General features: G+C 66.1%; 21 protein-coding genes. 14 read left to right on the forward strand and 7 right to left on the reverse strand.

All coding sequences use genetic code 11. The annotated features are described in order from the left end of the window. The 3 genes from D472_RS0109740 to D472_RS0109750 all read left to right on the forward strand — a co-directional run. Window positions 1-916 (forward strand): quaternary amine ABC transporter ATP-binding protein (locus D472_RS0109740; RefSeq protein ID WP_017604293.1); only part of this gene is annotated, 916 nt, incomplete at its 5' end. Continuing rightward, a complete protein-coding gene (locus D472_RS0109745; RefSeq protein WP_017604294.1) occupies window positions 913-2,136 on the forward strand; it encodes an ABC transporter permease in 1,224 nt (407 codons plus the stop codon). The genes D472_RS0109740 and D472_RS0109745, both read left to right, overlap by 4 nt. A 45-nt stretch (window positions 2,137-2,181) precedes the next feature. Beyond that, window positions 2,182-3,111 (forward strand): glycine betaine ABC transporter substrate-binding protein, encoded by a 930-nt coding sequence (locus D472_RS0109750; protein ID WP_017604295.1) that lies wholly within the window; start codon window positions 2,182-2,184, stop codon window positions 3,109-3,111. Between the two features lie 95 nt (window positions 3,112-3,206). On the opposite strand, the gene D472_RS0109755 is transcribed toward D472_RS0109750, so the two are convergent. Together D472_RS0109755 and D472_RS0109760 are read right to left on the reverse strand one after the other, a co-directional pair. Next, window positions 3,207-3,812: a rhomboid family intramembrane serine protease gene (locus tag D472_RS0109755; protein ID WP_026117538.1), complete on the reverse strand. Its 606-nt coding sequence runs from the start codon at window positions 3,810-3,812 to the stop codon at window positions 3,207-3,209. A 114-nt stretch (window positions 3,813-3,926) separates the two neighbouring features. Next, entirely contained in the window at window positions 3,927-4,400 is a 474-nt protein-coding gene (locus D472_RS0109760; protein WP_026117539.1) for a hypothetical protein, read from the reverse strand. 642 nt (window positions 4,401-5,042) lie between these two features. On the opposite strand from D472_RS0109760, the gene D472_RS0109765 reads away from it, so the two are divergent. From D472_RS0109765 to D472_RS0109790, 6 genes are all read left to right on the forward strand, one after another. Beyond that, window positions 5,043-6,749, forward strand: coding sequence for an ABC transporter family substrate-binding protein (locus tag D472_RS0109765; RefSeq protein ID WP_017604299.1), 1,707 nt, complete (start codon window positions 5,043-5,045; stop codon window positions 6,747-6,749). An 82-nt stretch (window positions 6,750-6,831) separates the two neighbouring features. After that, window positions 6,832-7,842, forward strand: a complete 1,011-nt coding sequence (locus D472_RS0109770) for an ABC transporter permease (protein ID WP_017604300.1) — start codon at window positions 6,832-6,834, stop codon at window positions 7,840-7,842. Further along, window positions 7,835-8,758 (forward strand): ABC transporter permease, encoded by a 924-nt coding sequence (locus D472_RS0109775; protein ID WP_017604301.1) that lies wholly within the window; start codon window positions 7,835-7,837, stop codon window positions 8,756-8,758. Before D472_RS0109770 ends, D472_RS0109775 begins: the two co-directional genes overlap by 8 nt. After that, window positions 8,755-10,986 carry an ABC transporter ATP-binding protein gene (locus D472_RS0109780; protein ID WP_033303520.1) on the forward strand — a complete coding sequence of 744 codons (2,232 nt, stop codon included), beginning with the start codon at window positions 8,755-8,757 and terminating at the stop codon, window positions 10,984-10,986. Before D472_RS0109775 ends, D472_RS0109780 begins: the two co-directional genes overlap by 4 nt. A 241-nt stretch (window positions 10,987-11,227) precedes the next feature. Next, the gene (dacB, locus tag D472_RS0109785) at window positions 11,228-12,793 is read left to right on the forward strand and encodes a D-alanyl-D-alanine carboxypeptidase/D-alanyl-D-alanine endopeptidase (RefSeq protein WP_033303524.1); all 1,566 of its coding nucleotides are present in this window, start codon (window positions 11,228-11,230) and stop codon (window positions 12,791-12,793) included. A 197-nt stretch (window positions 12,794-12,990) separates the two neighbouring features. Further along, window positions 12,991-15,012: an ABC1 kinase family protein gene (locus tag D472_RS0109790; protein ID WP_017604304.1), complete on the forward strand. Its 2,022-nt coding sequence runs from the start codon at window positions 12,991-12,993 to the stop codon at window positions 15,010-15,012. Window positions 15,013-15,017: 5 nt separating this feature from the next. On the opposite strand, the gene D472_RS0109795 is transcribed toward D472_RS0109790, so the two are convergent. Continuing rightward, window positions 15,018-15,611 carry a TetR/AcrR family transcriptional regulator gene (locus tag D472_RS0109795; RefSeq protein WP_017604305.1) on the reverse strand — a complete coding sequence of 198 codons (594 nt, stop codon included), beginning with the start codon at window positions 15,609-15,611 and terminating at the stop codon, window positions 15,018-15,020. 64 nt (window positions 15,612-15,675) lie between these two features. Next, complete coding sequence (locus D472_RS0109800) at window positions 15,676-15,999, reverse strand: DMT family transporter (protein ID WP_017604306.1); 324 nt, start codon at window positions 15,997-15,999, stop codon at window positions 15,676-15,678. Between the two features lie 384 nt (window positions 16,000-16,383). Here D472_RS0109800 and D472_RS0109805 point away from each other — a divergent pair, with 384 nt between their 5' ends. After that, on the forward strand, window positions 16,384-17,676 hold the full coding sequence (locus tag D472_RS0109805) for a L,D-transpeptidase (protein WP_017604307.1): 1,293 nt from the start codon (window positions 16,384-16,386) through the stop codon (window positions 17,674-17,676). A 110-nt stretch (window positions 17,677-17,786) separates the two neighbouring features. Here the strand turns inward: D472_RS0109805 and D472_RS0109810 are convergent, their stop codons facing one another. From D472_RS0109810 to D472_RS0109820, 3 genes are all read right to left on the reverse strand, one after another. Beyond that, a complete protein-coding gene (locus D472_RS0109810) occupies window positions 17,787-18,446 on the reverse strand; it encodes a TetR/AcrR family transcriptional regulator (RefSeq protein WP_017604308.1) in 660 nt (219 codons plus the stop codon). Between the two features lie 191 nt (window positions 18,447-18,637). Continuing rightward, complete coding sequence (locus D472_RS0109815; protein ID WP_026117541.1) at window positions 18,638-18,880, reverse strand: hypothetical protein; 243 nt, start codon at window positions 18,878-18,880, stop codon at window positions 18,638-18,640. A 244-nt stretch (window positions 18,881-19,124) separates the two neighbouring features. Next, window positions 19,125-19,661: an NADAR family protein gene (locus D472_RS0109820; protein ID WP_017604310.1), complete on the reverse strand. Its 537-nt coding sequence runs from the start codon at window positions 19,659-19,661 to the stop codon at window positions 19,125-19,127. Between the two features lie 429 nt (window positions 19,662-20,090). On the opposite strand from D472_RS0109820, the gene D472_RS0109825 reads away from it, so the two are divergent. The 4 genes from D472_RS0109825 to D472_RS0109840 all read left to right on the forward strand — a co-directional run bounded on the left by D472_RS0109825 (window position 20,091) and on the right by D472_RS0109840 (window position 23,729). Then, a complete protein-coding gene (locus D472_RS0109825) occupies window positions 20,091-20,597 on the forward strand; it encodes a MarR family winged helix-turn-helix transcriptional regulator (protein ID WP_017604311.1) in 507 nt (168 codons plus the stop codon). Window positions 20,598-20,790: 193 nt separating this feature from the next. Then, window positions 20,791-21,231 carry a DoxX family protein gene (locus D472_RS0109830; RefSeq protein WP_017604312.1) on the forward strand — a complete coding sequence of 147 codons (441 nt, stop codon included), beginning with the start codon at window positions 20,791-20,793 and terminating at the stop codon, window positions 21,229-21,231. Window positions 21,232-21,656: 425 nt separating this feature from the next. Beyond that, entirely contained in the window at window positions 21,657-22,322 is a 666-nt protein-coding gene (locus D472_RS0109835; protein ID WP_017604313.1) for a response regulator transcription factor, read from the forward strand. Between the two features lie 3 nt (window positions 22,323-22,325). Continuing rightward, window positions 22,326-23,729 (forward strand): HAMP domain-containing sensor histidine kinase, encoded by a 1,404-nt coding sequence (locus tag D472_RS0109840; RefSeq protein WP_017604314.1) that lies wholly within the window; start codon window positions 22,326-22,328, stop codon window positions 23,727-23,729. Window positions 23,730-23,995 lie beyond the last annotated feature (266 nt).

Here is a 23,995-nt window from a genome sequence, read left to right on the forward strand (position 1 = left end):
GACCGCCGCCGTCATCGACGTCTCCTTCGAGGTCCAACCGGGCGAGATCTTCGTCGTCATGGGTCTGTCCGGGTCGGGTAAGTCGACCCTGATCCGGATGCTCAACGGACTCCTGGAGCCCACCGCCGGTTCGGTCGAGGTCGACGGCGTGAACATCACCGCCCTCAACAAGAAGGACCTGCTCAAGCTGCGGGGCGAGAAGATCAGCATGGTCTTCCAACACTTCGCCCTGCTTCCGCACCGGACGGTGCTGGAGAACGCTGCCTACGGCCTGGAGTTGCGCGGCATGCCGCGCGCCGAGCGCTTCGAGAAGGCCAAGAAGACCCTCGCCCTCGTCGGACTCGACGGATGGGAGGACAAGCTCCCGCAACAGCTCTCCGGTGGTATGCAGCAGCGCGTGGGCCTGGCCCGAGCCCTGGCCGCCGACACCGACATCATCCTCATGGACGAGGCCTTCAGCGCGCTGGACCCGCTGATCCGCCGCGACATGCAAACGCAGCTCATCGAACTCCAGGCGAGCCTGGGCAAGACGATCATCTTCATCACGCACGACCTCAACGAGGCCATGCGTCTGGGAGACCGGATCTGCGTGCTCCGCGACGGCCGTGTCGCCCAGATCGGTGAGGCCGCCCAGATCCTGGACTCTCCGGCCAACGACTACGTGGAGCGTTTCATCGAGGACGTCGACCGGTCCCGAGTGCTGACCGCGTCCGCCGTGATCGACACCTCCGTGGCCAGGGACGACTCCGCTCCGCGGGTCGACGCCGACACCCTGGTCGCCGATCTGTACCCGAACGTGTCCGCCGCGGATCGCCTTCAGGTGGTCTCCGCTCGGGGTGAGGTGCTCGGCATGGTGACCCGGGAGTCGGTTCTGGCGTCCCTCGGTACCGCTACGAACGGGGAGAAGAACAAGTGACACCAGTCGACTTCCCGCCCGTGCTGCCCATCGGGGCGGGCTTCGAGGCGCTCAACGCCTGGCTCAAGGCCAACTTCGGTCTGTTCTTCGACCTGACCGGTGACTTCATCCGTTGGGCGGTCGCCGCCCTGTCCGGCTTCTTCATCGATCCGGCGGCCGGGCAGCTCGCCTTCATCGCCGCGGTGATCATCGCGGCGCCACTGGTGCGTCGACGCCGTATGCCGTTGCTGGGCATCGTCATCGGCGTCTCATCGCTGTACGTCCTTCAGGAGCTCTTCGGCTTCGTCACGGCCATCATCAACAGTGTTCCTTGGCTGTTCCTATGGGCGATGAGGCTGTTCGACACGGTCGTGGAACCCTACTTCGTGGTCTCCCTCGTGTTCCTGATCGCGGTCACCACGCTGGGACTCGTGGAGGGCCGAACCCGGGTCCGTGCCGGGACCGTCGCCGGTGGCTGGCTGGCCCTGGTGTTGCTCGGTTGGTGGGTGCTGCCGCTGGTGGTCACCGACCCGATGGCGCTGCTGATGATCCTGCTGCTGAGCCTGCTCGCGCTCTCCGTGGCCGGATGGCGCATGGGTCTGTTCGCGCTGATCTCCCTGACCATCGTGGCTTCCGTCGGTCAGTGGTCCAACGCCATGGACACGCTGGGGCTGGTCCTGGTGGCCAGCCTCATCGCCGTGGTCATCGCGATCCCCATCGGCATCCTGGCCGCCTACAACGACCTGGTCAGCAAGATCGTCAAGCCGGTCCTGGACCTGATGCAGACCCTTCCGGCGTTCGTCTACCTGATTCCCGCTATCTTCTTCTTCTCCATCGGTGCGGTCCCCGGTGTGGTCGCGACCATCGTGTTCGCGATGCCGCCCGGTGTCCGCCTGACCGAGCTCGGTATCCGAGGTATCGACAAGGAGTTGGTGGAGGCGGGCGAGGCCTTCGGTGCCCCCCGACGAAAGATCCTCACCGGTATCCAGCTGCCGTTGGCCCTGCCGACGATCATGGCCGGGGTCAACCAGGTCATCATGCTGGGCCTGTCCATGGTCGTCATCGCGGGCATGGTCGGTGCCGGTGGCCTGGGCAGCCAGGTCTACCAGGGCATCACCCGCAACGACGGCGCGCTCGGTTTCGAGGCGGGCATCGCCGTGGTCATCCTGGCGATCTTCCTGGACCGCCTCACCGCGGCCGTCACCAAGAACAGCCCGCAGGCCCGCGTCGGCAACGCCTGACGTCAGGGTCGGTCTCACTGAAGCAGTAGGGAAGGAAGTTCCACGATGTACAGCCGCAAGCGTATGACGGGTCTGGCCGCCGCCGGGATGAGCGGAGTCCTCTTGCTGACCGCCTGTGGAGGCGACGGCGAAGACCTGACCGGCGGTTCCGACGGTGCGGGCGAGGACGCCCAAGAGGTCAACATCGCGTTGATCGCCTGGGAGGAGGCCATCGCCACCACCGCCATGTGGGAGGTCATCCTGGAGGAGAAGGGCTACGACGTCACCGTCACCGACGTGGACGTGGCCCCGATGTACCAGGGTGCCGCCAATGGCGACGTGGACCTGTTCCTGGACACCTGGTTGCCGGTCACCCACGCCGACTACTGGGAGGAGTACGGGGAGCAGCTGGAGGACCTGGGCTCCTGGTACGACAACGCGGTGCTGACCATCACCGTCCCCGAGTACATGGAGGACGTGAACAGCATCGCGGACCTGGAGGAGCACGCCGACGAGCTGGACAGCACCATCGTCGGTATCGACCCGGGCGCCGGTCTGACCCGTGTCACCAAGGAAGAGGCCATGCCGGCCTACGGTCTGGACGACTGGGAGCTGGTGGAGTCCTCCACCGCGGCCATGCTCGCCGAGCTCGACTCCGCGATCGCGGAGGAGGAGCCCATCGTCGTCACGCTGTGGCGTCCGCACCCGGCCTACGCCAAGCACGACCTGAAGGACCTCGAAGACCCCGAGGGCGCGATGGGTGACGCCGAGACCATCCACGCGGTCGGTCGTGAGGGCTTCACCGAGGACTACCCCGAACTGGCCGGCTGGATCGAGGGCTGGAGCATGACCGATGACGAGCTCGCCACCTTGGAGGAGCTCACCCTCGAGGAGTACGCGGACGACGCCCAGGAGGGTGCCCGCGTCTGGCTCTCGCAGAACCCCGAGTTCTTGGAGCGCACCCTGGGCGAGGACGCCGAGGGCCTGGAGTTCTAAGCCACTCGCGCACCGTCTCGGCTCCCGGACGAACACGAGAACGAGGGCCGTCCCTGGAAAGGGACGGCCCTCGCCGTATCCGGAAGTGGCGTGGGTCAGGGTGCGTAGTAACCGCCCTGGGCGCCGCCAGGGGTGATCCCGCGGGTCGATTCACGTCTGGGGAGTGCATAGGCGGCGATCAGACCGCCGATGAAGCCGAATAGGTGCGCCTGCCAGGAGACCCCGGGGTGCTGGGGCAGGACTCCCCAGATCATGGTTCCGTAGAAGATGATCACGCAGATCATGATGACGATGTCGACGGTCTTGCGTTCGATGATGCCGCGCAGGACCGTATAGCCGAAGTAGCCGAAGACGAGTCCGCTGGCGCCCACCGTGGGAACACCCGGGACGGAGAACAGCCACACACCCACACCGCTGACCACGGCCACGATCAGGGTGGTGAGCAGGAATCGTCCTTGGCCGCTGAAGGCCACCAGCGACCCCAGGACCAGGAACGGTAGTGAGTTACCGAGCAGGTGGGGAAAGTTGGCGTGCATGAACGGGGCGGTCAGCACCGTCCAGGGGGCACTCGCGTCCCAGGCGCGCAGACCGAACTGCTGGTCTAGCCGCATGCCGGGGAGGGTGTCGATGATCTCGAACACCCACATGGCGGCGAGCATCCCCGCTACGGTCAGGATGGCGGTGATTCTGGACTGCTTCACACCGTTGAGCCTAAGGCAACAGCCCTTGCGGCGGTATGTCCTTCTCGGTGTGTGGGGTGATTCGAGAGGGATGTCCGCCTGATGAGCACCCGCGCCGTGGGTAGGGCCTTGGGTTCAGGAGGCCAGGGAGCGTTTGCGGGGCGGAATGCCGACCATGGCCATGAAGGACTCGATCTCGGCGGGCCGGGTCATCCCGGTCAATGGCAGATAGGTGCGCGAGGTGCGGTGGCCGGCCAGGGAGGGGAAGCGCTTGGCGCGTCCGGAGGCGTCGTACAGGCCCAGGGACCGGATGCGCCCGGGCAGCAGGTGGTAGGAACCGATCTCGGCGAAGGGGACGCGCACGACGTAGGAGCCGCGCTCGTATCGGAATTCCTCGTCGGAGACCTCGAGGACGGGGTTCTTGATCAGGTGTCCGTGGAGGGCACAGACCGCGCCACCGACCACGAGGACCACTCCGAGCGTGACGTCGGTCCAGTGGCCTGGCCCGAGCATTACCGCCGCCAGCCCTAGGAGCATTAAAGCGTAACCGGACCACGACTCAACGTATTTGCGACCTGCGGGGCAGACCAAGCGAACCGATGCGGACACGGCGGAAGCCTCTCTCGCTGGGGGCGGGGCGTCGAGGATGACGGAGATCGTCGAGACGAACCTTATCCGTTCCCTGGGTGCGAGGCCCTGGTTTCGGACATCTCGCCCTCGAGGTTCGGAGCGGGAGAGAGGGCTCTTGGGAAAGGTCTCCGAAACACTGAAGAATGATGGTCGGGTCATCCTATGTCTTGAAGCAGAAACAAAGAGGTAGATAGTCCAGATTTGGGGTGCTTGCCGATTAAAGCGCCCTCTGTCATGGTTCCTCCCCGTGGTCACCTGAGTGCATTTCGTGTTTAAACAATGTTGACTTTTATGGGGGCGGCTCGCGAACGCCGTTTAACCGAAACTCTTTAATTTGTTGTCCGAATACCCGGACTTGACTTGGTCTTTGCCGATCTCTTCGTGGTCTTGGGTGGCGCGGAGTGCCGCGACGTGTCTCGCGGATGGCGAGAAGTTGCATGGTCAGAGGCCGAAGGAATGAGCGCGAACCGGTTGCGGATGGGTCACGAATCCGGCATCGGGGCTATACAGACATCTCGCTAAATGGTCTTCTGAACGACTAATCGCCTAGTTTTCGGCGAGGTGTGCGCCATAAGCGCCACCTCGAGTGAACGGCCCGTATCAGTGATCAAGGGTGTGACTATGTTCAAGCGTCGTAAGTCGCTGGCACTCGCCGCCGCGGCGACGTCAGCGGTCTTGGTGGCCAGTGGCTGTAGTGGTGGAGGAGGTGGAGAGGACGAAGGTGGCAGCAAGGAGGTCACCTGGGTCATCAACAGCCTGCCCGGCGCCTGGCAGGCCACCAGTCTCGCCGGTGGCAGCGTCTACGTCATCCAGATGCTCTCCGGCATCCTCCCCTACACCGGGCAATGGCAGCCGGACGCGACGTACGAGTACAACATGGACGTGCTCGCCGAAGAGCCCACCCTCGTCAACGAGGACCCCGACGAGGGCCCCTTCGAGTGGAGCATCACCCTGGCCGACGACGCCGTCTGGAGTGACGGCGAGCCGATGACGGGTGAGGACCTGCGCGTCACCTGGATGCTCGGCACCAACCCTGAAGAGGGCTACTGCGCCGGTTGCGACCCCCGCGCCTCCACCAGCAACGACAAGGTCGAGAGCGTCGAGGTCGACGGTAAGACCGCCACCTTCCAGCTGAAGGAAGGGCTCGCTGACCCCGAGTGGATGGGCCTGTTCGACGCCCACAGCCAGTCCGGTGGTTTCTATCCGGCGCACCTGGCCGAGGAGAACGGCTGGGACGTCGACAACCCGGACGAGCTGGGCGAGTTCTACGCCTGGCTGCACGCCGAGCGTCCCGAGTGGTCCGGCGGTCCCTTCCAGATCGTCGACGGCGACTTGGAGAACGAGGTCGTCAAGGAGCGCAACCCCAACTGGTGGGGTGAGGAAGCGCCGCTCGACCGGATCACGATGCCCTACAACACCGATGAGGGCACCTTCGTCAACGCCTTCGTCAACGGCGAGATCGACGGGGCCAACCCCGCCGACTACAGCGAGGACGTCATCCTCCAGCTCGAGGACGTCGCGAACGCCGAGGTGACCGTCGCCGAGGGCGCCACCTGGGAACACATCGACATCAACCTGAACAACGAGCAGCTGGCCGACGTCGAGCTGCGTCGCGCCATCTTCACCGCGATCGACCGCGACGACATCGCCAACCGGAACTTCGGTGCCGGCTACCCCGACTACGAACTGAAGAACAACCACGTCTTCGGCGGCGACAGCCCCTACTACGTCGACCACTTCGAGGGCGAGTCCCAGGGCACCGGTGACATCGATGAGGCCACCAGTATCCTCGAGGACGCCGGTTACGAGCTCGACGGCGACACCCTCACCCTCGATGGTGAGGAGATCGGCCCGTTCCGTCTGCGCAGCACCGACTCCACGGTCCGCAACACCTCGGTCCAGCTGATCCAGTCCCAGCTGGCGGAGATCGGTATCACCGCCAACATCGAGATGACCGACGACCTGGGCGGCATGCTCTCCGAGAAGGAGTACGACATCGTCCAGTTCGGCTGGTCGGGTTCGCCGTACTTCACCGGGAACGCGAACCAGTTCTGGCACTCCGAGAGCGGCAGCAACTTCGGTGGCTACTCCAACGACGAGGTCGATGAGCTGGCCGAGAAGGCGATCAACGCCTCCGACCTGGACTCGGCGGCGGAGTTCACCAACGAGGCGATGGAGATCATCGTTCCCGAGGCCTACGTCCTGCCGATCATGGCGGAGCCCAACTACTTCTTCGCCAACAGCGACCGTTTGGTCAACGTCCACGACAACCTGCAGTCCAGCTACCGTGCCACCTACAACATCGGTGAGTGGGACATCGCCGGCTAGTTCGGCGGACAACCCAGGCCCGGTCTCGTGGCACCTCCCCGGGACCGGGCCGGTCCTCGTCCACCCCTGAAGGATCACTCCCATGCTCGTTTACACGGTGCGCCGGATCATAGGTGCGATTCCCGTCCTGATCCTCGCGTCCATCCTCACCTTCGTGATGATCGACGTCTCCGGTGACCCACTCGCCGAAGTCCGGATGGCCCAGCCCCCACCGTCGCCGGAAGTACTACAGCAGGCCGAAGAGCGGCTCTATCTCGACCGATCCATGCCCGAGCGTTATTGGCTCTGGGTGACCGGTATCGGTGGTAACGGCGACATCGGCCTGCTCCAGGGTGAGTTCGGTCCGTCCACCCAAGGGCCCCAGTACGACATCGGTAGCAACATCGCCGAACGTTTGTGGACCACCCTGCGCCTCATCGGAGCGGCGATGGTGTTCGCGCTCGGTCTGGCGATCATCAGTGGTGTCATCAGCGCGTTGCGCCAGTACTCCAAGCTCGACTACACACTCACCTTCGTCGGCTTCCTGGCTTTGGCGATGCCGACCTTCTGGTTCGCCGGAATCATGCAGGCGGCCGGGGTGAAGTTCAACCAACTGGTGGGCGAGCAAGTGTTCGCGACCATCGGGGATGGACGTTTCCGGGCCCAAGGCGAACCGTTGTGGGACCAGTTCCTCAATGCCTTCGCCCATATGGCGCTGCCGACGATCGTGCTCATGCTGATCAGCTTCGCCTCCTGGAGCCGTTACCAACGCACCTCCATGCTCGAGGTGATGAACAGCGACTACGTCCGGCTGGCGCGTGCCAAGGGGCTGCGCAACCATACGGTCATCCGCCGCCACGCCCTCCGTACCGCGCTGATCCCGTTGACCACGGTGGTCGCCATCGGGATCGCGGGCATCATCGACGGTGCGATCCTCACCGAGGTGGTCTTCCAATGGCGCGGCCTGGGTGACTTCTTCATCACCGCGGTGGACAACAACGACTCCTACGCGCTGATGGGATGGCTGCTGCTCAGTGGCGTCGTCGTCATCCTGGCCAACCTCATCGCCGACCTGTTGTACGCCGTGCTCGACCCGAGGATCCGCTATGAGTGAGAACGCCACTCCCGGGAGTGCTCGCCGTGACCCGGCGAAGAAGGTGAAGGACAGCGCCGACCGGACGCAGCTCCAGACGATCATGATCCGGTTCCTGCGGCACCGTCCCGCGATGATCAGTCTGATCGTCCTGGCGTTGATCGCCCTGTTCGCGTTCGTGGGCCCCTTCTTCTGGATGTGGGACCACACGGTCTACCGGGAGATCCCCAGCAACCAGCCTCCGGGCGGTGTCCACCCCCTGGGCACCTCCGCGGCCGGACACGACGTCCTCGGCCAGCTCATGCGCGGAGCCCAGCAGACCCTGAAGGTCGCCTTCACGGTCTCGCTGCTGTCCACGATCGTGGGCTCCATGTGGGGCGCCACGGCCGGCTACTACGGTGGCCGGGTCGACGCCTTCATGATGCGGGTCGTCGACATCTTCCTCATCGTCCCGCTGCTCGTCGCGGCCGCGGCGATCGCGGGCAACACCGGTGCGGGCGCGTCCTGGTACGCGATCGCGTTGATCATCGCGATCTTCTCGTGGGCCACCATCGCCCGTGTGGTTCGCGGGGTCGTCCTGTCCCTACGAGAGCAGGAGTTCGTGGAGGCCGCACGGGCCTCGGGCGCCTCCGCCCCGTGGATCATCATCCGGCACCTGCTGCCCAACGCTGCCGGGCCGATCATCGTCGCCGCGACCCTGCTGGTGGCGATCGCCATCCTCGCGGAGGCGGGCATGTCCTTCCTGGGGCTGGGGATCCAGCTCCCGGACATCTCGCTCGGCCAGATGATCGGTAGCGCACGCACGGCGGTGTCCACACGACCGTGGCTGTTCTACCCGCCGGGTGTGCTGTTGGTGCTGATCTGTTTGACGATCAACTTCATCGGTGACGGCCTCCGGGACGCCCTCGACCCACGACAGACCAGGGTGCGGCGATGACGACTGAGTACATGAACGAAGAACACACCGCCGGGGCCGACCCGGAGGACGTGGTGCTCGAGGTCGATCACCTGAGCGTCACCTTCCCCTCCGACGATGGTCCCCTGCCCGCGGTCCGCGAGGTCTCCTACCGACTGCGTCGGGGTGAGGCCCTGGGCATCGTGGGGGAGTCCGGTTCGGGTAAGTCCGTGACCTCCATGGCCATCATGGGTCTGTTGCCCAAGAACGCTCAGGTGAGGGGTTCGGCCCGCCTGATGGGCCAAGAGATCATCGGGCTCTCCGACAAGGAGATCAGCAAGGTCCGCGGGCAGAAGATCGCCATGATCTTCCAGGACCCGCTGACCTCGCTCAACCCCGTCTACACGATCGGCTACCAGATCGCCGAGGCGGTGCTCGCCCATAAGAAGGTGAGCAAGAAGGCCGCCATGGACCGAGCGCTGGAACTGCTGGAGATCGTGGGGATCCCCTCCCCACAACAGCGACTCAAGCAGTATCCGCACGAGCTGTCCGGGGGTATGCGCCAGCGCGTGGTGATCGCGATCGCGATGGCCAACGAACCCGACGTGATCATCGCCGACGAACCCACCACCGCTCTCGACGTGACGGTCCAGGCACAGGTGCTGGACGCGCTTCAGCGAGCCCGTCGGGAGACCGGCGCCGCCTTGGTGCTGATCACCCACGACCTCGGTGTGGTCGCCGGTCAGGTGGAACGGGTGGGGGTGATGTACGCGGGGCGCATCGTGGAGATGGGACCGGTGGAGGAGGTCTTCTACCGGCCGCGCATGCCCTACGCACTGGGCCTCCTCGGTTCGTTGCCGAGGTTGGACGGTGACCGTTCGGAGCGGCTCACCCCGATCCTCGGTTCCCCGCCCTCCCTGCGGGACCTGCCGGTGGGATGTGGGTTCGCCCCGCGTTGCCCCCTGGCCAGGGAACGCTGCCACGAAGAGGAACCACGGCTCGTGCTCACCAACGGTGACACCGACCGGGCGGCGGCCCAAGAAGGCGACACCACGGTCCACACGGCGGCCTGCCACTTCAGCGACGAGCTGGTCGGGGCCGAGGCGACCGACCTGTTCAGACCCACCGCGGTGGACACCGAGGGGGTCGGGTCCGTGGAGGAGTTGGAGACGGCGGAGTCGTCGGTCGCCGAGGCCCGCGAGGAGTACCGGGAGGAGTCGAAGGCCGTATCGGAGTCGGCCACCGAAGGCTCCACGGAGCCCGAGGTCCTGCTCCGCGCCACCGACCTGGTCAAGCACTTCCCGATCCGTTCCAAGGGGTTGTTGCGCCGCAAGGTCGGTGAGGTGCAGGCCGTTTCGGGGATCTCACTGGACCTGCGGGAGAAGGAGACCCTCGCGCTGGTGGGGGAGTCCGGCTGTGGCAAGTCCACCACGGCGCGTCTGTTGTTGAACCTGATCAAGCTCACCTCGGGCGAGGTGTCGTACATGGGCAGGCCGTTGCAGGGTCTGTCCGACCGGCAGATGCGGCCGCTGCGCAAGGATCTGCAGCTGGTCTTCCAGGACCCCTTCGCCTCCCTGGACCCGCGTATGACGGTCTCGGACATCATCGCCGAACCGATGCGGATCCACGGCAGGGGGAACGGCGACGCGAAGGATCGGGTCAAGGAGCTCCTCGACCTGGTGGGACTCAACCCCGAGCATGGTTCCCGCTACCCGCACGAGTTCTCCGGCGGTCAGCGTCAGCGCATCGGTGTGGCCCGGGCGCTGTCGCTCAACCCGAAGGTGCTGGTCCTGGACGAACCGGTCTCGGCCTTGGACGTGTCCATCCAGGCGGGCGTGATCAACCTGCTGGAGGACCTCCAAGAGGAGTTGGGTCTGTCCTACCTGTTCGTTTCGCACGACCTGTCGGTGGTCAAGCACATCGCGGACCGCGTGGCCGTGATGTACCTCGGCAAGATGGTGGAGACGGCCACGACCGAGCAGCTGTTCAGTGCTCCGGCGCACCCGTACACCCAGGCGCTGATCTCCGCGATTCCGCTACCCGACCCGGTCAAGGAGCGGACCCGGGAACGGATCATCGTCACGGGTGACATCCCCAGCCCGGCGAACCCGCCCTCGGGCTGCCGGTTCCGGACGCGTTGTCCGAAGTTCGCCAACGTGCTTTCGGACGCCCAGCGCACCAAGTGCGTCGAGGAGCCACCGGAACTGATGGATCGAGGCACCGGGCACCGGGACGCCTGCCACTACTCCGAGGTGGTGGAGCTCATCTGAGGCGTCCCCGACGGTCTGACCGTCGGGGTGAGGCGGTGCCGGACCGGCGCCGTGGAGGCATCGCCTTCGCGGCGCCGGTCCGTTCGTGCGTCATGGCATCGGATGACACTCTCCGCGACGACACATGAACGAGAAGTACTCAAGGGTCTGGTGTCGGCGGCGGGGGTCGGTTAGTTTCGACGCTCATCCGATCGGTCTCCTCCGAAGGAGAACTCCTGTGAAAGCCACCCCCCAACGGTCCATGAGGCTTCGAAGACATGGAGGGTGGCTGACCGTCGCCCTCGTCGGCCTCCCCCTGGCCCTGGTGACCCCCCACGCCATGGCCGACACGGTCGACCCGCTGGAACGCGCCGATGGCCTGCGCGCCGACATCGACGCGATCCTGGACGATCCCGCACTGGCGGGGGCGACCTCCGGCGTGGTGGTCACCCACGCCGACACCGGCGAGGTGCTCTACTCGCGCGAGGCCGACACCGGACTGTTGCCCGCGTCCAACATGAAGCCCTTCACGGCCGCGGCCGCGTTGGAGGTCCTGGGCCCCGACCACACCTTTGGCACCGAGGCCGTGGTGGAACGCCGACCGGGCCGAGGCGCGGTCCCCGAGCTGTACCTGGTCGGCGGTGGCGATCCCACCCTGAACGAGGAGGACCTCGACTCCATGGCCGCCGACGTGGCCGCTTCCGGGGTCACCTCGGTGGGCGAGTTGTACGCCGACGACACCTGGTTCGACGAGGCCAGGCTCGTGGATGACTGGTGGCCCCAGGACGAGCCCTATGCCTACTCCGCGCAGATCTCGGCGCTCACGGTGGCCCACGGGGACCGTTACGACACCGGTGTGACCGAGGTGACCGTCACCCCCGGTGACGCGGGCGAGGCCGTGAACGTGGATCCGGGCGCGGCCGAGGGTTACGTGGAGCTCGACAACCGGGCCGTCACCGGACCGGTGGGCGGGGGGAACACTTTGACGGTCGACCGCCCAGAGGGCACCAACACCATCGTGGTGACCGGGACCCTGCCCATCGACGCGGGCCCCTTGGTGGTCCTTCGCACGGTGGACGAGCCCGCCGAGATGGCCGGGCACCTGTTCGCTCGCGCATTGGAGGAACACGGCGTCGAGGTCGAGGGTGGGGTGGCCCGGGGCGCGGTGCCCCAAGAGTGGCACCGGCCGCGCGTGGTCGCCGAGCACACCTCCATGAGCCTGGAGGAGGTCCTCGTCCCGCTGATGAAGTTCAGCAACAACGGTCACTCGGAGATGCTGGTCAAGAGCATCGGACGGCACACCGCGGGCGAGGGTTCGTGGCGGGCCGGTCTCGTTGGGATCGAGGAAGCACTTCGGCGGATGGGGGTGGACACCTCCGACCTGGTCCTCAATGATGGTTCGGGTCTGTCCCGGGGCAACCTGGTCACCGCGAACGCCGTGGTCGACCTGCTCACGCACGCCCAAGACGCCCCCTGGTACCAGGCATGGCACCATTCCCTGCCGGTGGCCGGCGATCGCGATCCGTTCATCGGCGGCACCCTGACCTCACGTATGGGCGGCACGGCCGCCGAGGGGGTCGTCCAGGCCAAGACCGGCACCATGACCGGGGTGAGCGCGCTCTCCGGTTACGTCCAAGGGCCGGATGGTGCGGAGTTGTATTTCAGCGTGGTCAACAACGGCCATTCCGGTGGTGCCCCCACCCACGTTCAGGACGCGCTCGTGGTGCGGCTCGCCGAGTACCTGGGCCACCAGGCGCTGGTGAGCCCTCGACGTGGCGCACCCGCCGTGGGCGGAGAGTTGGAGTGCTCCTGGGAGCTGACCTGCTGACCATCCATGGTCGACCGGTTGAGGGTCCGTCGGGGTTCCGATGGGCCCTCGCCCCTGTTCGGAGAAGTTGTCCACAGGCTGGGGGCGCGGGCTGTCGCCGGAAAGGAGGAGCCGGCACTGTGGTCTTCGACGGGGCCGTCCCCGTCGCCCCTTGTTCCTCCCGGTACACGGTCCTTTCGTGCGCCAGAAGGGTCCTCATGGAACCGTTGACCGTCACCTCGGTGTTGGGCATGATCCTCGGGCAGGTCCTCTCCCTGGTCATGCTGATCCTCGTCCTGCTAGGCCTGGGCAAGCTCGCCAGCCGACTCATGGACGTGCCCTTCAGCCTGCCCCGCCTGGCCTTGGCCGCGCTGCTGGGCGCACCACTGGGTGCGGTGGGCGCGATCCTGGCCTACTACGGCACCTTGGAGGCGCTGTACACCACGGACCCGGCCCAGATGGACCGGCCGGGGTTCATGGCGCTGATGTTGTTCGCGATGGCGGTGGGCTCCATGCTCGCCTTCGTCACCTTGGAACTCCTGCTGCCACGGGGGACCCGGGTTCGACCGGTCGCCATGCTCCGTGAGACCAGTGACCTGTTCGGCCGGCTGGGTCGCTATCGCGCGATCCTGTGGATCCTGGTCCGACACGGTCTGGGTGGCTACGTCATCGGTCGCCGGGAGGGGGTGGGGGACACCTCGGTACAGCGTCGATTGGCCCGGTCCCTGGCCCGGTCCATGGAGGAGGCCGGGGTGGTCTTCGTCAAGCTCGGGCAGGTGTTGGCCACCCGCAGGGACCTGCTACCACCGGTGTTCGTGGAGGAGCTGGGCCGGCTGCACAGCGAGGTCGCCAGGGTCCCCTACGAGCGGATTCGGGACTGCGTGGCCGCCGAGCTGGGGCGGGACGTGGACGAGGTTTTCGCGGAGTTCGATCCCGCGCCCTTGGCCGCGGCCTCCATCGCCCAGGCGCACCCTGCCCGCCTCCTCAGCGGTGAGGAGGTGGTGGTCAAGGTCCAAAGACCCGGGATCGGGCCGGTGGTCCGACGCGACCTCGACATCCTTCGCAGACTCGCCCGCCGCCTGGAGGAGCACACCGACTGGGGGCCGGCGATCGGGGTGCGCGACCTCGCCGACGGTTTCGCCGAGGCCCTGCTGGAGGAGTTGGACTTCGAGACGGAGGCGGCCAACATCGCCGCCGTCGCGGAGGCCACCGCCGACTCCTCGGTGCGCATCCCCCAGGTGTACGAGGCCTACACCAGCCGTCGGGTGTTGGTGATGGAACGCCTGCACGGAAGACAGATCGATGACGCGGACCTGTCAGAGGAGTACGGGAAGGAGGTGGCGGGGGTCCTGCTGGACTGCCTGATGGAACAGGTGCTCTCCAGCGGGATCTTCCACGCGGACCCACATCCGGGCAACATCCTCCTGCTCGACGACGGTGGGGTGGGGCTGCTCGACTACGGGTCGGTGGGACGTCTGGACGGCCGGACCCGAGAGGCCCTGCAATTGATGCTGTTGGCCATCGATCGAAGCGATGGGGCCCTGTTCACCGACACCCTCTTGGACGTGGTGGACGACCCGGGTGAGATCGACGTCGAACGGCTGCGCCGCTCGCTCGGCCAGTTCATGGCGCGGCACCTGCACGGCGGCGCCACGGCCAGCATGCGTATGTTCACCGAACTGTTGATGCTGGTCACTCGCTTCGGATTGGTCCTGCCCGCCGAACTGGCCGCGGTGTTTCGGGCGCTGGCCACGCTGGAGGGCACCCTGGTGTTTCTGGCACCGGGTTTCGACACCGTCTCCGAGGCCAAGCGGTACGCCGGAGCGCGACTGTCGGCGCAGTTGGACACCGGCAACCTACGGGAGGTGGCCGTAGGGGAACTGTTGGCCCTGATGCCCACCCTGCGTCGGTTGCCGCGTCGTTTGGATCGGATCACCGATCAGTTGCACAGGGGGCGGTTCACCGTCCAAGCACGGTTGTTCGCCCACCCAGAGGATCGAAGACTCCTGCGGTCGGTGATGCGTCGAGCCGTGATGACGGTGCTGGCAGTGGTCACCGGTTTCATGTCGGTGGGGTTGTTCCACGTGACCGAACAACGCGATGTGGCCTGGCAGGAGTTGGCCACGCACACCCAGGCGCTCAACCTCTTGGCCTGGTTCCTTCTGGCCACGACGGCGATGTTCGTTCTACGGCTGCTGGTGGACATGGTCCGGGACGGTTCGGAGAATCGGCGAAGCTGACCCGGTCAGTCGGTCCCGCCTTCGCGATCGATCAGGCGGCGCAGGGCTTGGTAAACCTCTTCGGCGGAAGGTGGTGGATCCAGGACACAGCAGCGCAGGAAGTAACCGTCCGAGGCCGCGATCACCCCGGCACGGGCCGCCGGATCGGGCAGGTAGGGGGTGAGGAAGGCGTCCACGGCGTCGTTCCAGCGCATGACCTGTTCCCGCAGGGTGGGGCGGCGGGCCGCGATGAGGAACAGCTCCATTTCGGCCAGGGCATGGGCACGGTCGTGATCGACGCCCTCCGCGATGAGAGCGGCGAATCCGCGCAGTGCCACATCGGGGTCGCGTGGAAGGTTCTCCACCACCCAGACGTAGGCGTCGTTGACCTGGGTGAGTGTGGCCACCAAGAGATCATCGATGGTGGCGTAGTAATAGGTGACGGTACTGGGAGGAACCTTGGCCTGGGCGGCCACCCGACGCTGGGTGACCGCGGCTACACCATCCCTGGCGATGACGGCCATGGTGGCCTCCAACAGCAGCCGGCGCCGCTGTCGGCCCTTGCGCCGGCGTCCGTCGCTGATGTACTCAGGATCCTCTGCGGAGTGGGTGATGCTCATGGCGGCCCATCCTTCCCCACGGCAGGGAGGTGGGAGGGAGCACGGTCGTCCTGCGTATGCGGGTTCAGTGTCGACCACCCATCTCCAGTGCCATGACACCGGCGATGACCAGGGCGATACCGCCGACCTGTACCCAGGTCAAGGACTCTCCCAGAAAGAGCGCCCCGATGATGGCCACCAGGGCGACCCCGATGGCGGCCCAGGTTCCATAGGCGACTCCGAGCGCCATCCCTTGGGCCAAGGCCTGGGAGAGCGCGTAGAAAGCACCGGAGTAGCCGACGACCACGGCGATCGAGGGGATGAGGCGGGTGAACCCCTCGGAGAACTTGAGCGAGGTGGTGGCGAACACCTCCAAGGCGATCGCACCGGCCAACCACAACCACGGCATGGCACCGCTCCTTCGGGTCTTCCCAGGACTCTTGAGAGAAAACTGGTCATGTGGACAACTTTGTGCTCGCAGGCCCCCTCTGAGCGTGGGTGGAGCGGAGAAACCTGTGCGGGCGAACAATATTTTATGCGAGGTAGCGAAGCGGAGCAAAGAGGCGGGTTTCGGGCTACGCGAAACTCCGCCCCCGGTAAGCCACTTGCATACCTCCTCGGTGTATTCTCGGCAGGTCCGGACGAAGGTGACTGAAGAGTCGAAGAGAGTCCCGTCCGATAACCGCCCCATACCGATATGCGAGAGTTGAGAACCTTTTTCGGGGTGAGGGCGTCCAACACGGGGTGTAGTCCGGTTCGAGAGTTCAGCTATGGAGGTCCAGACGTGAGGGGCATGACCCAGTCGGCGGTGACGCGCCGGTTCGGTATCGGACTTGTGGGGCTGGCGCTCGTCGCGACCGCCTGTACCTCCGGTGACGCCGAGACCCAGAGCAACTCCGATACCGCCGTAGACGCGGAGCCGGCCGAGCTCAGCATCACTCCTGAAGACGGCGTCGAGGAGATCGCGCCGAACACCCCCATCCGGGTCAACGCCGAGAACGGGACCATCACCGACGTTCAGGTCGACCAGATCGTGGTCAGTGAGGCCGCCGTCGAGGGTGAAGTCGCCGATGACGCCGCCCTGTACGAGATGACCGGCACACTCAACGAGGACGGCAGTGAGTGGGTCAGCGACTGGAACCTGCGCCCCGGAGCGGAGATCGCGGTCACCGCGACCGCCACGAACGAGGCCGGCGAGGAGACCGAACTCACCACCGAGTTCACCACCCACGAAGCGGTGCCCGGACAGCGACTGGAGTTGGCCTCCAACTTCCCCACCTCGGGTGAGACCGTCGGCGTCGGCATGCCCATCGTGATCAACTTCGACCTGCCGGTCACCAACAAGGCCCAGGTCGAGAACTCCATGAACGTGGTGGCCGAAGAGGAGACCGTCGGCGCTTGGAACTGGGTCAGCGACCAGATGGCCGTCTTCCGGCCCGAGGAGTACTGGGAGCCCTACCAGAACGTCACCGTCGACCTGAACCTGGCGGGGGTCGAGTCCTCCGAGGGTGTCTTTGGGGTACGCAACCACCAGATCGACTTCGAGATCGGCCGCGAGCTCATCGCGACCATGCACGTGCCCGACCACGAGATGGTCATCGAGGTCGACGGTGAGCACGAGCGCACCATCGAGGTGAGCAACGGTGCGGCCAACCGCCGTTTCGACACCACGACCAGCGGCGTACACGTGCTCATGGAGCGCTACGAGACCATCACCATGGACTCCAGCACCGTGGGTATCCCCGAGGACTCCCCGGGTTCCTACCGGGTCGACGTGCAGTACGCGGTCCGCACCTCCAACAGTGGTGAGTTCGTGCACGAGATGTCCAGCAACGGCGCCATCGGTTCGGCCAACACCTCCAACGGTTGCACCAACCTGCGTATGGACGACGCCGTGTGGTTCTACCAGAACACCCTGATGGGCGACATCCTCGACACCACCGGCACCGACCGCGAATTCGAGTGGAACAACGGCTGGGGATACTGGCAGAAGTCCTGGGACGAGTGGCTCGAGGGCAGTGCGGCCGGCGAGGCGCAAAAGACCACGGACGGGACCCCGGGCCCCGTCCACGGACAGGACCTGTAGTCGATCGAAGACGCCGCCGGCTCGTGAGCGCCGGTGAGAGCGCATCGGGGCGTCACGGTGTGGACCACCGTGACGCCCTTTTCCGTTGTCGTCCTGCGCACCGGCTCTCCTCAGCCCTGGTCACCGATCGCGCGCAGCCGGGTCACCAGGGCGTCCGTCACCAGCTCGGTCACCGTGGCCATGTCCACTGAATCCGGATCCAGGAGCCACTGCACCTGGAGGCCGTCCATGGTCGCCAGGATGGCGGCGGCGGCGGAACGCGCCGGGGTGTGGCCTCCGGGTCCGGGTGTGCTCGCCATGTCCCGATACCGCGGGCCGATACGGTCGAGGACGGCCTCTTCCACTTCTTGGCGCAGCACGGCGTACCGCTCACGGAACCATGCCCGCGCCGGATGGTCCGCTGTGGCGCTCTCGGCGGACAGCACCGCGTACAGCCGAGTGGTTCCAGGGCGCTCGCTGTTACGCGCGGCGGTGGTGACCAGGTGCTCCAGCATCTGGTCGCCCTTGGGCGCGGGGTCGTCGGTGTCGCGCAGTTCCAGTACGGCGGTGAGGAGTTCGGTCTTGGAACCGAAGTGGTGCAGGACCCCGGCGGGGGTGATGTCGAGGGTCGCCGCGATGTCGGCCAGCGAGGTGTTGTTGAACCCTCGTGCGGCGAACACGTCGGCCGCGGTGCGCAGGATCTGTTCACGACGGTTGACACGTCGACGCGGGGTGGGGGAGGGCGGACGGCCTCCGGAAGAGCGTTGGTCCCTGGGGCCGGTCTCGCTCATCGCGGATCTCTCCACTTCCTCGTGCCTCGGGGCGATGGCCGGGGGTCTATGGGCCCGGGCGAGTCCACGCTATCGATGTTTCGGGCGCGGTTCCCCTTGGGTGGCCGGCCGACGCACGTCTTGTCCGTCGAGGGACTTCGGCTTCGTCAAAGGAGTGAAGAGTCATCGGGTCCTGCCCTGGAAAGGCGTGGTCACCAGGTACGGAGGCCGCCGACGGGGGCGGGGAGCCGCTCCTGGAGCCAGGTCCAGGTTCCGTCGTTCTCGGTGAAGCGTCGCTGGATCCGTTCGATCTGGCTGATCGGGTTGCTGAACACCTCGTGCCAGTCACCGGCGGTGCGTTCCTCCAGGTAGAGGCTGCGCGCGTCGATGCGCATCCTCACCGCCTGGAGGGTGTGACTGGTGCCGTCGCTGAGCTGGATGCGGTAATAGGCCATGGGAATCCCCTGGGACTGGTCCTGGAAGGCGTGCGGACGGTCGCCCCGGGGCCGTGAGTGATCGACGTGTTGGTGCCGGGGCACCGTGCTGTTCACGTGCCGGAACTCTACTCCGGTGGGGCGGGCCTTGAGGGGGGAATGGCGGGACCCGGAATGAAATCGGGGAGAACAGCGGCTCGGAAACGGGCCTGACGGACGAACCGGGCCCGGCGAAGTTCCTCCGGGCCCGGGGGGCTCCGTGGGCTCAGCCGGCGTGTTCGGCGGCGAGTCGGGCGCGAGCCTCCATCAGCGCGAATCCGAGCAGGTTGCGCCCCCGCCAGTATCGGGGGCGCTCGGCGTTCTCGTTCTCGCGGCCGATTCCGATCCCCCATATCCGGTCGCGAGGGCTGGCCTCGACCAGCACACGCTCCTTCGTCTCGAGGAGGAACTCCAGCAGGTCCTCGTTCTGGCCGAACTTGGCGACGTTGCCTTGGACGACGATCTCGAAGCGCTCCCTTGCCCAGGTCGCCTCGTCGAAATCGCGGACCGTGCGTCCGAGTCTTTGGGCCTGGGCGGGATGGTCGACGGCGAGGATCCTCTCGGCCGTCTCGGTGTCCCCGAACAACCGTGCCTTCTCGGCCATCATGAAGTGCTCGGCGGTGCGGTAGGTGAGGCCATCGATGATGAAGTCGGCCGGCCACCATTGGGAGAGGCAGGCCGCCGAGAGGCCTTTCGGTGAGGGTTCATGGCGCCAGAAGTGTATGTACTTGACCCGTCCGTCGATACGGAGCAGATCCTCCACGGTCCTTACGTCTGCAGGGTTGCGTGTGCCCGTCATGATCGGGAGTTTCGCAGAAGGAGGCCGTGGCCGGTAGCCCTTTTCAGCGGTTTCGCGGTCTCTTGGGAAAGGAGTCCACGCACCGAGTCACCTGGACCAGTGTCGGCTCCACGTGCCCGGTCGGCGGGTTCGGGAACGCTGGGAGCGTCGTACGTTACGTCGTAGTAGCGTTGCGGGAAGCCCTGGAAATCCATAGGTGGAGGGGGTGTGGTCCGCTGTGGCGTCAAGGGCGCGAGGAGGATCCTCCCCATGCGCGGAGACGACGAGTACCGCCTCGGGGTGGACCAGACCAGTGGACCGATCGGACGGTCATAGGGTCCATGTGCGAGCGTCGGCCGGCGGTGGAACGCCGGCACGGTTGAGCGCCCAACTATTGCGGGGAGTTCAGGGTTGATGTCCCAACTGCGGTGGCTCGATGACGAGGAACAGCGAACCTGGCGTACCTTCCTCATGGCCGTCCACCTGTTGGATGCGGCCCTGGATCGCCAGCTCAGGCATGACTCCGGCATGCCGCACGCCTATTACCAGATCTTGGTGATGCTCTCCGAGGCTCCGGGGCGGGAGTTGACCATGACCCGGCTGGCGCGGCTCCTGCGCTCGTCGCCGAGTCGCCTTTCCCACGCGGCCGCACGGTTGGAGGCGGAGGGGATGATCCGGCGATTCAAGCGGCCGGGCGACCGGCGCACAACCCTCGTCGAGATCACCGATCAGGGGATGAAGACCCTGCGGGAGGCGGCCGCCGGTCATGTTCGGGAGGTGCGGCGACTGGTGTTCGACGTCCTCACCCGCGAACAGGTGGAGCAATTGCACGGTATTTCCGAGTCGATGTTGGGCGCACTCGATCCTCAGGGTGAAGAACCTCGGTACGTGGACCCCGAAGGTACGGGCAACCAGAGTTGAGCCGGATTCTGTTATCCGTTCTGAGCAGGCTGTTCTCTCGGTCTCCATAAATCATGCGAAAACACTCTATGTATGCGGATGGATGCGTATTACCATCTTGTTTCCTGGCGAAAGGTTGTGATCTCAAATGTTGAGAACAGGGCTCCGATCACCTCCTGCGCCGGGGCACCCGCTCATAGAACAGGAACCCCTCATGACCGAACCCTTGTCCAAGCTCAGGATCAGTGATGTGACCGCCCTGCTGGCCAGAGTCGTCGTCGGGACCGTCTTCATCGCCCACGGGCTCCCCAAGGCCGCCGACCTCCAAGGAACCACCGCGGGCTTCGAGGCCCTGGGCGTCCCCTTCCCGCAACTCGGCGCCCTGCTGGCCGTGGGGATCGAGGTGGGCGCGGGTATCGCGCTCATCGTCGGTTTCGCTTTGCCCGCCGCCGGTGTGCTGCTCGCCCTCATGATGGGCGGCGCCTACTTCTTCGCCCACGTCGGTGACCCGCTGGTCGGTGGCTTCGAGCTGCTCCTCATCCTGGGGGTGAGCGCCTTGGCCCTCGGCTTCTCCGGCGGGCGTTACTCCGTCGACAGCGTGATGCCCTGGAGTCGCGATCACTCGGAGAAGAAGGCACCGACGCCCGCCGCCTGAACCCCGTCTGGGCCCGGCTGTCCACCACCGTCGCTGGACGGCCGTTTTGTTTTTCCTGACGCACGGGAGTTCTTGGTGATTCATGGGATCATCGGTGCTGTCGGCCCCGAACTTTGATCGACATTCATCACATGGTTCCCTCTCTCCCTTGTCTTCCAAAAATAGGTTATGTGACCTTTCGGGCGAAGGGGGTCGGCGGAATACGAGCGAGACCACCGATCTCGACTTCAGGGGGAGTGTTCCGTGTTCTCCGATGGCATCATTTCTTAGGGGTTCAGGATTCACACGCTTCACGTGGGACTCAAGTCAGAATTTCATCCATGGTCACACGAGGGTGGCGCGGTGGCCTGGGACGATGCCACTCCCCAACGATGGTCGCGTGGGACGAGGGCGGGCGCCGCGGATTCTGCCTACTATGTCTAGCCATGCGCATTCTCGTGGTCGAGGACGATGACCGGGTCGCACGCGGGCTGGTGACCGCGTTGCGCGCGGCCTCCTTCGACGTCCACCGCGTGGCCACCGCCGAACGGGCCCTCTCCGCGCGTCCCGCGGACGTGGTCCTGCTGGACCTGGGGTTGCCCGACGCCGATGGGATCGACCTACTACGTGAACTCCGCCGGCGACCGCAGACCGCGATCATCGCGGTGACCGCCAAAGGTGAGGAACGTGACCGGGTACGGGGTCTGCGTGCCGGAGCCGACGACTACGTGGTCAAACCCTTCGGGGTGGCCGAACTCCTGGCCCGGATCGAGGCCGTGCTGCGAAGGACCAGGTCGGCGCGGGCCGAACCCGACTCCGAACCGCCGTTGCGGGTGGGCGAGCTGGTCATCGACGTCGCCTCTCGGGACGCCCGGCTCGGGGACGAACCACTGCGGTTGACCCGTAAGGAGTTCGACCTGCTCCGGCTGTTGGTCTCTCGTTCCCCAGGGGTGGTGAGCCGCGACCAGATCCTCGATCAGGTGTGGGGAACGGTCTGGGAGGCGTCCTCACGCACCTTGGACACCCACGTCGCCTCGCTGCGAAGCAAGGTCGGCGACGCCGTGCGCATTCGTACGGTGCGTGGTGTCGGCTACGTGCTCGACGGGGCCTGAGCGGTGCTCCGGCGTCTGCTGACCATTCTGCTGCCGGCGGCCTTCGTGCTGGTGGGGGCGGTGTTCGCCCCCTTGGCCGGGATCATCGCCCACCAACAGACCCAGGAGGTCTACGTCGACCGGTTGGGCGACGCCGGCCGGTTCGCCGCGTTGGCGAGAACGGCCCTGGAGAGCGGGAGGGGCAACGCCCTGAAACAGGAGATGGCCCGATACGAGCAGCTCTACGGGATCCCGGCGGTGGTGGTCGCCCCGGACGGCCGGGTCGTCTCCGGCTCGGGGAAGCCGTCTCGAATGCGGTCCTTGGTCGCGGAGATCGGTTTGGACTCGGGGATCACCACCGCCCTGGCCGGGGAACGTCCCGAGCCGCCGACCACGGTATGGCCGTGGAACTCCGACCCCTTGGTGATCGCCGAACCGATCGGTCGGGACAGCGAGGTCACCGGCGCGGTGGTGTTGGTGGCCCCCACCGATCGGTTGGCCAGGGAGACCTTGACCGTGTGGGGCTGGATGGCCTTGTTCAGTCTGTTTCCGTTGGGACTCCTGGTGGCGGCGACGATGCCATTGTCGCGATGGGTGCTTCGTCCGGTCCGACGGCTGGACGAGGCCACCACCGCGGTCACCTCCGGTGATTTGGACGTTCGGGTGGACGCGGAGGAGGGGCCACCGGAATTGCGTCGACTCACGGAGTCCTTCAACACGATGGTGGACGTGGTGCGCCGTGCCCTGGACCGGCAGCGCTCCTTCGTGTCGGAGGCCTCCCACCAGTTGCGCAACCCCCTGGCGAGCCTGCGGTTGGCGGTGGAGAACCTGGCGCCGTACCTGAGGGGAGAGGAGGCCCGTGAGGCGCACGCGGTGGCCATCGACGAGGCGATGATGATGCACCGAATGCTGAACTCGCTGCTGGCCGCCACCCGCCTGGAGAGTGTCACGGGGACCGAGCCGGTGGAGATCACGGGGCTGGTACGGACGAGGGTGGCCCGGTGGCGCGCCCTGGGGGAGTCTCGGAGGATCGAAGTGACCACGGATCTGCCCGAGAGCGTGTGGGCGCACGCGCCGGCCGGTGGTCTGGGCAGCATCCTGGATGAGTTGGTCGGCAACGCCCTGCGTCTGTCCGGTGGGACCCGGGTCGAGGTCCGTGCCGAAGGTGGCGCGCAGGTGCGAGTCGGTGTGCTCGACAACGGGACGGGGTTGTCCGAGGAGGAGCGTGGGCTCGCCCTGGATCGGTTCTGGCGTTCACCCGGACACCAGAACATCCAGGGCACCGGGCTTGGGCTGGCGATCGTCGCGGACCTGGTCCGAGAGGCGGGCGGAGGACTCACTCTCGGGGAGGGTCTGGCCGATGAGGGGCGCCGTGGGTTCGGGGTGGTCATCACCCTGCCTTCGGCCCGAGCCCCTCTTCCGCGATGATCTTGCTCCCAGCGCATATATTAGCGTTAACATGGGCGCTGAGGGCAAGATCATCGCTGTAGTCCTTCACCTTTGCCCTCGGTGGGGCCGCTTTCCCGCCCTTGGGGTGGCCCTCACCGGGGGTAGGACGGGCGGTCTTGTCGGCTCATGTTCAAGGCCGCCTCCAAGGGGGGGCGTCCTGGGCTCGAGGGTTGTCCCGATACTCACCATGGTGAACCAGTTGATCTTGCTTCTGGTCGTCAGGGAAGCGCTTCCCTGACGACCAG

This window comes from Nocardiopsis alkaliphila YIM 80379, assembly GCF_000341005.1.
Classification (GTDB): Bacteria; Actinomycetota; Actinomycetes; order Streptosporangiales; family Streptosporangiaceae; genus Nocardiopsis; species Nocardiopsis alkaliphila.